Genomic DNA, 13,500 nt, shown 5'->3' with positions numbered 1-13,500 from the left:
CTTCAAAAAAAGACCTTTATGACTAAGAAAACAATCATACGCTTTTTCGGAATGGCGTTGATGCTGCAAGCATTTTCGGCTTGCAGTCCTGACGATTATACTTATCATGACAACAGTATCATGAGCATTGAAGATATAGATCATATAGAATTGATAGCCAATCAGAAAATGGTGCTTGCCGACGGCAGGGCGCAATTGGAACTCTATCCTCGTTTATTTACCAAAGACAACTACCAGATTCCTGATGAACGGATACAGGACGACTGGCTGGAATATACTTCTGAATCAGGCATTGCCTTGCAACGTTACTTCTCTACCACTGACGTTTCTTTTGTTGGAAAAACAATAACGGCAAAGTTGAAGATAAAAGGTACTCAGTTGGAGTCTAATCCCGTATCATTTCAAGTGACAGAGCCGTTGGATCGGCAATATACATCGGAAATACGCATTCCGGTTGTTTTTCATATCATCCAGACAACGGAAGATATTGAGTCTTTTGGGGGCGCTTATAAACAGGAGCAGATAGAACAAGTGCTTCGTAAACTGAATTATATGTTTAGCGGAGAAACTACGCAGAACCCTGTAGGGGTGGATACTCATATCCGTCTGGTACTTGCCGGTTATAGTCCGGATGGTAGCCGGATGATGGAACCGGGTATTAACCGGTTCACGATGAAAGAAATTGATGCTACTAATAATTATGAGGATTTTCTGGCAGCAAACCATCTGATATGGCCTGCCGGACAGTATATGAATATATGGCTTATTTCTGATCGTGGCAATGTGAGCGGAACTTTCTCGAAAGTTAGTAACCGTTGTATTCCTCTGTATGTTCCGGCAGATGTGCAGGGAATGCCTGAAGGTATTGAATGGAAGGAATATCAGGATGAACCTTTGCTTGCCAAGGACTTGGGGGTGCTCTACAAATTACAGGAACTGGATAAAATAGACCGGAACTTTAAAGTTAGCGAGTATGAGCCGGGATATAATGAAATTGGTTATTACATCGGGCGGTATTTGGGATTATTGCCTACTTGCAATTATATGAATGATGAGATTGGTACGGATTATTGTGATGACACATTGAATTATATAAGGGACGAATCTAAACCGGGAAAGAACGAAACATGGTACAAAGAGAGTGAAGGATGTTACTTTCGGGCGGAGAATATCATGGACGACCCGACAGGGGGGCATTGCTCCGTTTCACGTGATCAGTGTATGAGAATGAGATGGGTGTTGAACAACTGTGTCGGACGTTCGGCGTGGAAATCGGATTTTGCATTCAAAGGCAAATAAAAAATGTATTGAAACATATTTATATTTAAATGAATTATATGAAGTATTCTATTTTTTCGGCCGTTGCCTGTATGTTGGTAGGGTGTATGGCTTGTACGGGAAATGCCGGTTATAAAATTACCGGAACAGTGGAAAATGCGCAAGAAGGCGACACTGTAGTCCTTCAGGAAGCGGTGAACGGAGATTTGTCTCCACTGGAAACGACTGTGATCCGGAACGGTTATTTCACTTTTGAAGGAAAGCAGGACTCTGCGATTTGCCGTTATATCACCGGCAAGATAGACGGACGTGAATATATGGTTGATTTCTTTTTGGAAAATGGCAATATCACTGTCAGTTTAACCAAAGAGGCTGTTTCCGCTACCGGAACCTATATTAATGATATTCATCAAAAAGTCCGTGAGGTGGTGGATAAGGCGGTTGCCGAAATAGATGAGGCTTATGCTTTCTTGCGTGATACAACTTTGACAGACGAACAACGTAAGGAGGGAGAACAACAGGTAAGGCTGAAGGAGGCGGCATATTATCAGATTGTCAAAGATTGTATGAAGCAACAAATTACCAATCTTGTCGGCGTTTCTCTTTTCAAACAAATGTATCGTGAAAATACACTGGAAGAAAACGACTCATTATTGCAACTAGTGCCTGCTATGTATCAGGGGGATCAGACCATTATAAAAATCAAAGATAGGGTGGAGAATGGTAAGAACACGATGGTAGGTAAAAAGTTTACGGATTTTGAGCTACAAACTTTGTCAGGCGAGACAAAAAAACTGTCGGACTTTGCCGGTAAGGGAAAAGTCGTCCTGTTAGATTTCTGGGCTAGCTGGTGTGGCCCTTGTCTGAAAGAAATGCCCAACCTTGTGGCGGCTTATGACAAGTATAAAAATAAAGATTTTGAAGTGATAGGTATATCGTTGGACGAAGACGAAGAAGACTGGCGGGGTGCTGTGGATCATTTAAAAATCTCTTGGCCGCAACTGTCTGATCTTAAAGGATGGAAATGCAAGGCTGCCAAATTGTATGCGATACAGAGTATTCCTTATACTATGTTGATTGACGGAGAGGGAACGATTATAGGCAGAGAGCTTCGGGGGGAGGAGCTTCAAAAAAATTTGGAAGAAGTTTTAAAGGATTGACAAACGCTCTGTTCATTAACGAGCGTTGTTATATCTAGTAAATATTTATTTGACAATACTACAAGCTAGAGTTCTGCTTCATAAAGGATTCTTGCTTGTAGTTTGTCCCGCTATTTGGTAAGATATTTAAAGTCTTTCTTGGCGCCTGACTCATCCTTTATTCCGGTATTCCAAAGGAGTCATTTCGGTATATCTCTTGAAGTATCGGCTGAAAAGGGAAATATTAGGAAAATTTAGTGCATCGGATATTGATTGTATGGAGGCGCTTGATAGTTTTAACTGTGACTTAGCATCCATGATTACCATATATGAAATAAAATCTATGCATGTTCTTCCTGTTACCTGTTTGACTACTGTACATAAGTACACTTGGGTTACTCCCAGCTTTTCGGCATACCAGGCGACTTTTCTGTTTTGTGTGTAATGATAGAATACTAATTGTGCGAAATTCCGGCACAACTGTTCATTTTTCGAAAGTGATAATGTATCTGCTTCTCTGTGTTTATATAGTATGGATATGCCGGTGTGTGCATTCAGGTGTACATTATATGTAACTCTCTTCCTCGTTTTCTCATCCATTGATAGGTATAGCTGCCGTAAAAACATGAAATGAGTTTTTATCATATTGGCTTCTGCCGGTTTCAGAGTTAGTTTTGCTTTTCCTAATGCGACATATAAAGTTTCGGGTATGATATTTTCGGGAATACGATGTTCTATATAGTGTTGTGAAAATCCTAGAATATGAAATTCTGAGTTATTGTTTACTCTGTGGATTTGTAATATGCTTCCCGGGGTAAGTATAATCAGGTCATTGGCTTTTGCTGTTGTTCGGCTTATATTGACTGTAGCTTCTATTTCTCCTTCCATACAGAGTAATAATAGCTCACATTTCAGACGTACGGGATGATCGGAGTATTTTTTGAAGAAATCTTGGTTAACATCTGTGTATATAACCCAATCATCGGGCAAATCAATCTTTGGAATTTTCTTTTTCATATCTCTGCTTTTGGTACAAATATAAGCATAAAAGTGAATAAATAATGTTACAGATTACTTTTTTTGTATGTTGTGGGAACAAGATATAATGAAGAGGCCTGCCCTATATGACGACAAGCCTCTTTATTTCGATTCAATGAATATCAGATATCCACCCTTTCCTGTGTTTTCCTGCCACCATATGCACCGGCAGCACAACATAATGCGGCTCCGATCAAAAGAGCAAAGAATGAAACCAAAGTAGATCGTGCAGCAGCATCTGTTGCCTTGTCGGCAGCCACAAGTGCCTTATGTTTGATCTCTTTCCATTCTTGTGCCGCCTTTTGCAGATTGGCTTCCAGCTTGTCTATCTGTTCTCCGGCTTCTGCACGTGCGTTATCTATCAGATTCATATACTGATTCACTGTCTTGTCCGCTTCTGCTTTGGACATATTGGTGTTGTTGGCTATCGCTTTGGACAAATCGTTCCGGTCAATCTTTTGACTTAGATTCTCCGCACGCTGTTTCAAGCGGTCCAGAAAACTGTTGATGGCTTCATCCGCTTCCTGAGGAGAGGCGACGATTTCCTTGACGGATTTACTTAAGTCATCTTTTACCTCTTCCAGTTGTTTGTTCAAATAGTCCGGCTGCAATTCCTTCACGTTGCTTTTGATTAGTGCGGTACGAATGTTTTGCGGAATGTTTTCTTCTTTTAAAGTACCGCTGAAATCAATCTTCCCGAACAAATCTTCTGCTTTCTCAGATAATGCGGAAACACCGTTTCCGACAATGCTTCCTGCTCCGGATAAGACGTTACCGGTAACAGATGAGACGGCTCCCAAAGCATTGGCGGTCATTTTTGCGGCTCCGACAGCCAAGAAGATTCCCAATATGGCAGCAACAATAAGGGTTGTTGCCCAAACAAGAAAACCATGTATCATTCCGTCCATGCCCGCTAGTTTTCCTGCAACAAATCCGCCTGCTGCCATACTGACAATCAGTATGACGGCAGAACCGATGCCGACAGCAGTGCCGATGCCTGAAGCCGGATGTTCGGACAGAGGATCGAGCATGAATAGTCCGATACTTGAATTTAGAATAGATAGCAATACGGATATTGCCAGTACGGTCATTACACCACCGAAAACGCTGCCCCAGGATATCCTGTCCTTAAGGTCAGCCAAACTTAATTTTCTCATAATCGTAAGGTTTTTGAGTTAATATTGTATTCATACTTCAGAAAGAAAACAGCCCGGAAAGATTTTTTGTTTGGTAATTTTTGTGATGACATTTATGTGTTGTGTTAAAAAAATAAATATCCTTCGAACCATATTTTTTCATGTACTGTTGTTTCAAATGAGAACGTAACTAGTGTTGAACCAGTATATTCAGTTGTATTATGGACTTACATTCAGGATTGCCCTATTGGGTCATTAAAAACTCGTTATTGGATTATTTTCATCCATTGAAAGATGATTACTCTACGGATGTCGTAGTGGTTGGCTCCGGGATAACCGGTGCTTTGATGGTGCACGAATTGTGTAGTGCCGGTTTGAAATGTTGTGTCGTTGACAAGCGTAGCATTGCGACAGGAAGCTCTGCGGCGAGTACTGCTTTATTACAATATGAAATAGATGTTCCTCTTTGCTGTATGTCGGAAATGATTGGGGAGGATAATGCTGTATCCGCATACCGTGCGTGTCTACAGTCTATTTCCGACATTGAAAAGGTGTTGGAATCGACGGGCGTGGATGGCTGTTTTGAGAGGGTACCAAGTCTGTTCTATGCCAGCACTTCGAAAGATGAGCAACTTGTGAAGGAAGAATATGAGATGAGGAAAAAACATAATCTGCCTGTCCGTCTGCTCGGGAAGGAAGAGATAAAGAAACGTTATAAGTTGGAGGCACCGGGCTGTGGATTGTTGAACGAGGTGTCGGCACAAATTGACGCTTATAGAGTAGCTACCGGTCTGTTGCTTTACCATATGAAGGAAGACGGGCTAAAAGTTTTTACGCATACGGGTGTAAAAGAATGTGTTGAGCAGCAGGGGGGATATGTCATAGAAACGGACGGAGGACATAAGATTAATTGTAAATATGTGATTGTGGCAGCCGGATTTGAAGCTGGAAAGTTCCTGCCGCAAGAGATTATGGATTTGACGTCAACTTATGCATTGGTGTCACATCCGGTGAATCCCGCTGAGCTTTGGCCTGAGCACTGTCTGATTTGGGAAACTGCCGAACCGTATTTATATATCCGGACTACCGGTGGCAATCGTATCATCATTGGCGGTGAAGATGAGAAGTTCTGCGATCCGGAACGCCGTGATGCCTTGCTTAGAAAGAAAACCCGCATATTGGAAAAGAAATTCAAGAAATTGTTTCCGGATATTCCTTTCAAAACTGAGATGGCATGGTGCGGCACGTTCAGTACCACAAAAGATGGTTTACCTTTTATCGGTACGTGGCCGGGCAAGGAGCGGATGTTCTTTGATTTGGGGTATGGCGGAAACGGCATAACTTTCAGTATGATTGGTGCACAGATTATATGTAGGCAAATACAGGGCATGGAGGATGAGCGCAGCAAAATCTTCGGCTATGAAAGGATTGAAAAATATTGGTGAGTAAAAGAACGGTTTGTGGAAAAGAATTGCTCTTATTTTGAAAATATCTCTTTATTTTTGCATTAGCAAAACTTATTAAGAGTGCATAAAATGGGCTTTTCATTCTTTAAACAAATTTTTTCGGGGAGAAAGCAAAAGACAGAAAAGATTGAACCGTCGGGACCATCCATGCAATTTGTGTTGAACTATTCGGAAGGTCGTGAACAGACGTCACGAGTCTCCAAAGAAGAAATTCGGCGGGCGATCGAGAATCTGGATAAATACGGGGACGTATGGCTTAGTAACTGTCGTACTGTAATCACTCCTTACGGCAACTGTTCGGGGATATCGTGTATGGCTGTGCCGGATGGCAATCCGCAGGTTGCCGTATATTTTGCCATGACTGACGGGTTGATGAGGTATGTCTGTGGTGGATATAGAACGGATGATATTGTCCGGATGTTCTATAACTACTTCGAACGGCTTGAAATTCCGGAAATCAGTGATTGGGAGAAAGGGCATTACACTCCGGTGCCTCCTGACGATGAGCCGTATTATCTGTATGTGGACAACGAAGAATACAAATATATCACTTATGAAGATGTTTTAGCAGCTCTCGAGAATCTCGAAGCCGGTAAATGTGCTTCGCTGTTGTTGAGGACTCCCGGTTGCCAGAACGGTTATCTGGAAGTGAGAGGGACGAAAGACGATTATATCGTTGAGACAGGAGGGAATAATGAAGAAGGGGATTGGGTGGTGTTCATGACTCATGCCCCTTATATCGGGCGTGTCAGATACTGGCTTTACAATTATTACCATAAACGTGAATTTCCTCGGATGACGGATGAATGGGTGGACATAACGGAGGAAGTCGCCAACGATGAATAAAGGGGTAAATGACTTATCGAAAGAAAACGGATATACAATAATTTGCAATAATGAAACACAGTGAAACGGTAGCTGTTGCCATTGACAAAATATGGAAAAGCTACGACAAAGAACAAATGTGGGAAGGGTATGAACTTCTGCGTCAGGCAGCGGAAAAGGGAGATGCAGATGCTTGCTGCTATCTTGGACGGTGCCATTTGGGGGAGGAATTTGTCTGGTGTGGGGCGGAATTTCCCGTAGATGAGGAACTGGCGTCCCGGTTGATAAAGGAGAGTGTGCGTCTGGGTAGTGCCGATGGGGTATTGTGTGCCTTGCGTACCGGCAACTTGTCTCCCGCAGTTCGGAAAACGATGCCTTTCGCTTCGCTTGAGGAAGCTTTTACGGCGGTGCAGCAGCAGGCGCAGGAGGGAGATGCCTTTAGTCAGTATATGGTGGGAAACGTCCTGTTCTATGGCGATTATCTCGTTATTCGTGGCGACGAAGAAAGCCGCAAGTACAATTCTGGAGATGAATATTATGCTTTTGCTTATCCCATAGCGGCACAATACTATGAAAACTCGTTCGATAATGGTCTGCCTACTGCATTCGGCAATTATCGTACGATTTATGAGTCCGGACTGGCGGATATTGATGAAGAGGTATACGAAAACTATCTGAAACAGCTTGCTGATACAGGTGATCCGCTTACTTGCAATGACTATGGCAAGTTGCTGGAAGATGAGTATGATGATGCGGAAGGAGCCTTCCATTATTATTCGATGGCAGTGGAGCGCGGAGATGTCCAGTCCGCCTATAATGTGGCTGTGTGTTACGGAACCGGTTATGGGGTTGATGAAGATTTGGATAAGGCCTTTGAGAATTATATGATAGCAGCGGAAGCAGGCAACGCAAAAGCACAGTTCCAGATAGGAAACTTTTATTTTGAAGGGCGTGGCAATATTGCACAGGATTATGCCAAGGCAGTTGTATGGTTGAATAAAGCGTATCAAAATATGGATGATGAGGACTCTTGGCAACCGGCAGCCGAGCTTGCCATCTGTTATCAAAATGGTCTTGGTACTTTTCAAGATGATGATGCCGCATTCGAATTCCTTTCCGAGATAGAAGAGAATGATATGCTTGGTGAGGTGTGGGAGCCTCTTGATGCCATGGTGCTGAACGCTCTCGGTGTTGCTTATGGATTCGGACGAGGGACAGAGCAGGATATACCGCAAGCGATAGAGTATTTCGATCGTGCTATAGAATATGATTCGGACGAGGCGAAACAGAACAAGGCTTGCTTTAAGAAAACACTTTTTGGTGGTTGGAAGATGAGATAGCGGTATTTTTATTTCTTATTTTGCCTAATTGGATTAGCTTCATTACTTATTCTTTTTGCGGAGCACTATAGTGGAACGCAAAGTACACTATAGTGGAACGAAATAAAAGTAACGAATGAAATAAGTCTGAATAGTGAATCAGTTATAAAAGAATGCCTATAGAAATCAATAAGAATAAAGGGCTATTAGATGCTTAGTCTACCTTATTATAAGGCCAGTATCTTTGAACTGTCACCTACAAATCGATATTATATAACTTCAACTTATTATATAAAGTTTTCCGGTCAATATCCAATAATTGCGCAGCTTTGCTCTTGTTGTTTCCGGTTTGGCGCAATGCTTCTAGGATATGTTCTTTTTCAGTCTCTTCATTGCGGAGTGCCATACTACTACTGGTGGGTACCGGAACTTCCAGCAACTCAGTTCCCAGTTCCAATAAAGTAATAAAACTCCCTTGTGCCAATAAAGTCGCTCTTTTGACGATGTTCTTCATTTGCCGTATATTTCCTGGCCAGTGATAACTCAGTAAAGCCTGTGACGCTTTTGTGTCAAAGCCGATCAGATGCTTGTCCAGTTCCTTGTTGGCCTGGTCGAGGAAGAAATTAGCGAAGAGCAGAATGTCCTCTTTCCGTTCTTTCAAGTCAGGCATCCGCAAAGTGAATTCATTAATACGGTGGTAAAGATCCTCGCGGAACGTTCCCTTTTCGATAGCTTGTTCCAGATTCTCGTTGGTAGCGGATACCAGTCGGATATCTACGGATATTTCCTGTGTAGAACCGACCGGACGTATCTTCCTTTCTTGCAGGGCACGAAGTAATTGAATCTGTACCTCGTAACTGAGATTTCCGATTTCATCCAAAAAGATAGTGCCGCCGTTGGCTGCGACGAAAGCTCCAGTTTTGTCCGTCAGTGCACCCGTGAAAGAGCCTTTCACATGACCGAAAAACTCGGAAGCTGCCAGTTCCTTGGGGATAGAGCCGCAATCTACGGCAATAAACGGCTTGTCACTTCGTTTGCTGAGCTGATGGATACGATGCGCCACATATTCTTTTCCCGTTCCGCTGGAACCGTTTATTAGTACGGACATATTGGTCGGGGCCACCAATCCTACATAATTGTATAGTTGCTTGGCGGCATCACTTTCTCCTTCCAGATAAGAGTGGAGAGTTTCGGAAGTACCTTGTGATGAATGGGAAGTGCCTTTTTTAGGGTTGGAAGAGCTCCGGACTGTAGAATGAGTTGCCGCCGGACTACTTTCCGCCTGCAAAGCCTCGGATATTTTCTTCAGTAACTCTTCAGGATTCACAGGCTTGGCAATATAATCCCGTGCTCCGAGCTTCATCGCCAGTACGGCAGACTGAATATCCGCATACCCTGTCATGATAATCAGAGGAATATCCATTCCCCGTTCATTCATCCATTTCAACAAATCGATACCCTCGTAATCGGGTAATCGTAAATCTGATAATACCAGGTCAACAGTCTGACTTTCGATATGCTTCCGGGCACGCGCAATATTACTCACTGACGACACCTCAAACCCTTTTTTGCCTAACCAGGTTTTGAGCATCATCCCAAAAGTTATATCATCTTCAACTATTAATATGGCTTTCATGATGTCAGGTTTTGATTCTTTTAAGTCACAAAGGTAAGAGGATTTAGGCGAAAGTGGTATATTTGCAAACTTAAATTAAATAAAAGCGTTATGAAAAAGATTGTATTGATATTATTAACCATATCGTTTTGCGGGTTAACTTCCTGCAAAACCGGAACAAAAAAAGGAGGAGACATGGATAAAGAGACATTGGTAAAGATTGAAACAACTGCCGGAGACATCAAAGTGAAGTTGTATAATGAGACACCAAAGCATCGTGATAATTTTATCAAACTGGTGAAGGACGGAGTATATGAAGGGACATTGTTCCATCGTGTCATCAAAGACTTCATGATTCAGGCAGGCGACCCGGATTCAAAGAATGCGCCGAAAGGAAAAATGCTGGGCAGCGGTGATGTCGGTTACACCATTCCGGCAGAATTCGTATATCCGAAATATTTCCATAAGAAAGGCGCTCTGTCGGCAGCCCGTCAGGGAGACAATGTAAACCCGAAAAAAGAATCTTCCGGTTGCCAGTTCTATATTGTGACAGGTAAGGTCTACAATGATTCTACATTGCTCGGTATGGAAAGCCAGATGAATGAAAATAAAATCAACGTTATTTTCAACTCATTGGCACAGAAGCATATGAAGGAAATCTATAAGATGCGTAAGGAGAACGATGAAAACGGACTTTATGACTTACAGGAAAAACTGTTTGCCGAAGCTCAGGAAATGGCTGCTAAAGAACCGGAATTCCACTTCACTCCCGAACAGATTGAAGCATATACTACCGTAGGCGGTACTCCGCATCTGGACGGCGAATATACTGTATTCGGCGAAGTGGTGGAAGGTATGGACATCGTGGATAAAATCCAGAAGGTCAAGACAGACCGTAGCGACCGTCCCGAAGAAGATGTGAAGATAATAAAAGCGACAATACTTGACTAAATGATATGAAAATCAACAGGCACATTCTTGACAATGGGTTGCGTCTGGTACATTCGCAGGACGAAAGTACGCAGATGGTGGCCCTTAATATATTATATAATGTGGGAGCTCGTGACGAACACCCCGAACATACCGGCTTTGCCCATCTGTTCGAACATCTGATGTTCGGCGGCTCGGTGAATATTCCCGATTATGATATGCCGCTTCAACTGGCGAGTGGCGAGAATAATGCCTGGACGAACAATGATATCACCAATTACTACCTCACTGTACCTCGTCAGAACGTGGAAACCGGCTTTTGGCTGGAATCCGACCGTATGTTGAGCCTTGATTTCAGCGAACGGAGTCTGGAAGTGCAGCGAGGTGTAGTCATGGAAGAATTCAAGCAGCGCTGTCTGAATCAGCCTTATGGAGACGTGGGACATCTTCTCCGTCCTCTGGCTTATCAGGCGCATCCCTATCAATGGCCTACCATCGGCAAAGACCTGTCGCACATTGCCAACGCGACACTGGAAGAGGTAAAAGCATTCTTCTTCCGCTTTTATGCCCCGAACAATGCGATTCTGTCCGTGACCGGTAATATCACTTTCGAAGAAGCGGTAGCGCTGACAGAAAAATGGTTCGGCCCTATTCCCCGTCGGGAAGTTCCCCGACGGAATCTTCCGCAGGAAGCGGAACAGACAGAAGAACGCCGGTTGACGGTAGAACGGAATGTTCCCCTCGACGCCTTGTTCATGAGTTACCATATGTGCGACCATTGGCATCCGGATTATTATGCTTTTGATATTCTGTCGGATATATTGAGCAACGGACGTTCCAGCCGTCTGAACCAGCGTCTCATCCAAGAGAAACAACTATTTTCGAGTATCGACGCTTATATCTCAGGCAGCGTAGACGCGGGATTGTTTCATATTGCCGGAAAACCATCTGCAGGCGTGACTCTGGAACAGGCTGAAGCCGCTGTCCGTGAAGAATTGGATTGCCTGCAACAGGAACTTGTCAGCGAACAGGAACTGGAAAAAGTAAAAAATAAATTTGAGTCTACCCAAATATTCGGTAACATCAATTATCTGAATGTAGCTACCAACCTTGCTTGGTTCGAGTTATTGGGACAGGCCGAAGACATGGAAAAAGAAGTAGACCGTTATCGCTCCGTCACTGCTGCGCAGTTGCAGACTGTAGCTCAATCGGCTTTCCGGAAAGAGAACGGAGTTGTACTCTATTATAAAAGTAAATGAGGATTTTTTATCAGGCACGGATTACGCGGATTTCACGGTTCTTAGAAATATGCTTGCATAAGACAACAGCGTAATCCGTGCCTGATAAATCCTATTTATAAAACAAAAATAATGAAGAGACTATTTGATATATACAGAGACCATTACAAAGCACTGATTTATCTCGGATTACCTATTGTCATTGGACAGATAGGCGTTATTATACTCGGATTTGCCGATACACTGATGATTGGGCATCATAGCACAATAGAACTGGGTGCGGCATCTTTCGTGAATAATGTGTTCAATCTGGCTATCATTTTCAGCACCGGATTTTCGTACGGACTGACGCCCATTGTGGGCGGTCTGTACGGTACCCGCCAATACGCCCCTGCCGGACAAGCCTTACGCAACAGTCTGCTGGCAAATCTGATGGTCGCACTTCTGCTGACTGTCTGCATGACTGTCCTTTTCCTGAACATAGAACGTCTCGGACAACCGGACGAATTGATTCCTCTGATTAAACCTTACTACCTGGTGTTGCTTGCTTCTCTGGTGTTTGTCATGCTTTTTAACGGATTTAAACAGTTTACGGACGGAATCACGGATACCAAAACCGCCATGTGGATACTGCTGGGCGGAAACGTCCTGAACATTATCGGCAACTATATCCTGATTTATGGGAAGCTCGGATTTCCCGAAATGGGCTTGTTGGGAGCGGGTATCAGCACCCTGTTTTCACGTATCGTGATGGTCATCGTGTTTATCATCATCTTTGTACGCAGCTCTCGTTTCGTTCGCTATAAGATAGGTTTTCTCCGCTTGGGATGGTCACGTGCCATCTTCGGGCGATTGAACGGACTCGGATGGCCGGTTGCTTTCCAGATGGGAATGGAGACAGCCTCTTTCAGCCTGAGCGCCATAATGATCGGCTGGCTGGGGACGATTGCTCTGGCTTCCCATCAAGTTATGCTGGCAATTTCCCAATTCACCTTTATGATGTATTACGGGATGGGTGCTGCCGTAGCCGTTCGTGTCAGCAACTTCAAAGGTCAGAATGATATAATCAATGTACGCCGTTCCGCCTATGCCGGTTTTCACCTGATGATGACATTGGGTGTCGTACTTTCTTTCATCGTCTTTCTTTGCAGGAATCACTTGGGAAGTTGGTTTACCGACAGTCCGGAAGTAGCCGCTATGGTTACTTCCCTTATATTTCCCTTCCTCGTCTATCAGTTTGGTGACGGATTGCAGATTACTTTTGCCAACGCTTTGCGTGGAATCTCGGATGTAAAGCTGATGATGGTCATCGCCTTTATCGCCTATTTTATCATCTCCCTTCCCGTAGGTTACTTCTGCGGCTTTGTAATGGAATGGGGCGTGGTAGGTGTTTGGATGGCGTTCCCTTTCGGACTGACAAGTGCAGGATTAATGCTTTGGTGGCGGTTTCACCATATGACGAAACTTCCCGACCCCAAGCTCCGAACCTAATACTTAAAAACTTAATATTTAATAC

General features: G+C 43.5%; 11 protein-coding genes. 8 read left to right on the top strand and 3 right to left on the bottom strand.

The annotated features are described in order from the left end of the window. Positions 1-18 precede the first annotated feature (18 nt). Together AB5443_RS15320 and AB5443_RS15315 are read left to right on the top strand one after the other, a co-directional pair. A complete protein-coding gene (locus AB5443_RS15320; protein WP_022137584.1) occupies positions 19-1,299 on the top strand; it encodes a hypothetical protein in 1,281 nt (426 codons plus the stop codon). A gap of 38 nt (positions 1,300-1,337) precedes the next feature. Beyond that, on the top strand, positions 1,338-2,438 hold the full coding sequence (locus tag AB5443_RS15315; RefSeq protein WP_277131931.1) for a TlpA disulfide reductase family protein: 1,101 nt from the start codon (positions 1,338-1,340) through the stop codon (positions 2,436-2,438). A 150-nt stretch (positions 2,439-2,588) separates the two neighbouring features. Here AB5443_RS15315 and AB5443_RS15310 read toward each other — a convergent pair whose 3' ends face one another. Then, positions 2,589-3,434, bottom strand: a complete 846-nt coding sequence (locus AB5443_RS15310) for a helix-turn-helix domain-containing protein (RefSeq protein WP_022137582.1) — start codon at positions 3,432-3,434, stop codon at positions 2,589-2,591. Positions 3,435-3,577: 143 nt separating this feature from the next. Beyond that, positions 3,578-4,612: a TIGR04086 family membrane protein gene (locus AB5443_RS15305; RefSeq protein ID WP_022140264.1), complete on the bottom strand. Its 1,035-nt coding sequence runs from the start codon at positions 4,610-4,612 to the stop codon at positions 3,578-3,580. Positions 4,613-4,812: 200 nt separating this feature from the next. Here AB5443_RS15305 and AB5443_RS15300 point away from each other — a divergent pair, with 200 nt between their 5' ends. From AB5443_RS15300 to AB5443_RS15290, 3 genes are all read left to right on the top strand, one after another. After that, on the top strand, positions 4,813-6,036 hold the full coding sequence (locus AB5443_RS15300) for an NAD(P)/FAD-dependent oxidoreductase (RefSeq protein ID WP_368119619.1): 1,224 nt from the start codon (positions 4,813-4,815) through the stop codon (positions 6,034-6,036). Positions 6,037-6,126: 90 nt separating this feature from the next. Next, positions 6,127-6,903, top strand: a complete 777-nt coding sequence (locus AB5443_RS15295) for a hypothetical protein (protein ID WP_277131926.1) — start codon at positions 6,127-6,129, stop codon at positions 6,901-6,903. Between the two features lie 50 nt (positions 6,904-6,953). Further along, positions 6,954-8,222, top strand: coding sequence for a hypothetical protein (locus AB5443_RS15290; protein WP_277131924.1), 1,269 nt, complete (start codon positions 6,954-6,956; stop codon positions 8,220-8,222). A gap of 235 nt (positions 8,223-8,457) precedes the next feature. On the opposite strand, the gene AB5443_RS15285 is transcribed toward AB5443_RS15290, so the two are convergent. After that, the gene (locus AB5443_RS15285) at positions 8,458-9,840 is read right to left on the bottom strand and encodes a sigma-54 dependent transcriptional regulator (protein WP_277132211.1); all 1,383 of its coding nucleotides are present in this window, start codon (positions 9,838-9,840) and stop codon (positions 8,458-8,460) included. 87 nt (positions 9,841-9,927) lie between these two features. Between AB5443_RS15285 and AB5443_RS15280 the strand changes: the two genes are divergently transcribed. The 3 genes from AB5443_RS15280 (at position 9,928) to AB5443_RS15270 (ending at position 13,475) form a co-directional block, all read left to right on the top strand. Continuing rightward, positions 9,928-10,767: a peptidylprolyl isomerase gene (locus AB5443_RS15280; RefSeq protein ID WP_044653257.1), complete on the top strand. Its 840-nt coding sequence runs from the start codon at positions 9,928-9,930 to the stop codon at positions 10,765-10,767. Positions 10,768-10,772: 5 nt separating this feature from the next. After that, a complete protein-coding gene (locus tag AB5443_RS15275) occupies positions 10,773-12,005 on the top strand; it encodes a pitrilysin family protein (protein ID WP_277131921.1) in 1,233 nt (410 codons plus the stop codon). Between the two features lie 111 nt (positions 12,006-12,116). Next, on the top strand, positions 12,117-13,475 hold the full coding sequence (locus AB5443_RS15270) for an MATE family efflux transporter (RefSeq protein WP_277131919.1): 1,359 nt from the start codon (positions 12,117-12,119) through the stop codon (positions 13,473-13,475). Positions 13,476-13,500: the final 25 nt, after the last annotated feature.

Origin of the sequence: Bacteroides sp. RTP21281st1_H5_RTP21281_210402, from assembly GCF_040918965.1 — a bacterium.
Taxonomy (GTDB): Bacteria; Bacteroidota; Bacteroidia; order Bacteroidales; family Bacteroidaceae; genus Bacteroides; species Bacteroides congonensis.
The sequence above is the reverse complement of the archived record's forward strand: the minus strand, read 5'-3'. Positions and strand labels throughout refer to the sequence as shown.

Excerpts from the sequence above, each read along its gene's own strand:
- AB5443_RS15320 (WP_022137584.1), top strand. The coding sequence starts at position 19 with ATGACTAAGAAAACAATCATACGCTTTTTCGGAATGGCGTTGATGCTG.
- AB5443_RS15315 (WP_277131931.1), top strand. The coding sequence starts at position 1,338 with ATGAAGTATTCTATTTTTTCGGCCGTTGCCTGTATGTTGGTAGGGTGT.
- AB5443_RS15310 (WP_022137582.1), bottom strand. The coding sequence starts at position 3,434 with ATGAAAAAGAAAATTCCAAAGATTGATTTGCCCGATGATTGGGTTATA.
- AB5443_RS15305 (WP_022140264.1), bottom strand. The coding sequence starts at position 4,612 with ATGAGAAAATTAAGTTTGGCTGACCTTAAGGACAGGATATCCTGGGGC.
- AB5443_RS15300 (WP_368119619.1), top strand. The coding sequence starts at position 4,813 with ATGGACTTACATTCAGGATTGCCCTATTGGGTCATTAAAAACTCGTTA.
- AB5443_RS15295 (WP_277131926.1), top strand. The coding sequence starts at position 6,127 with ATGGGCTTTTCATTCTTTAAACAAATTTTTTCGGGGAGAAAGCAAAAG.
- AB5443_RS15290 (WP_277131924.1), top strand. The coding sequence starts at position 6,954 with ATGAAACACAGTGAAACGGTAGCTGTTGCCATTGACAAAATATGGAAA.
- AB5443_RS15280 (WP_044653257.1), top strand. The coding sequence starts at position 9,928 with ATGAAAAAGATTGTATTGATATTATTAACCATATCGTTTTGCGGGTTA.
- AB5443_RS15275 (WP_277131921.1), top strand. The coding sequence starts at position 10,773 with ATGAAAATCAACAGGCACATTCTTGACAATGGGTTGCGTCTGGTACAT.
- AB5443_RS15270 (WP_277131919.1), top strand. The coding sequence starts at position 12,117 with ATGAAGAGACTATTTGATATATACAGAGACCATTACAAAGCACTGATT.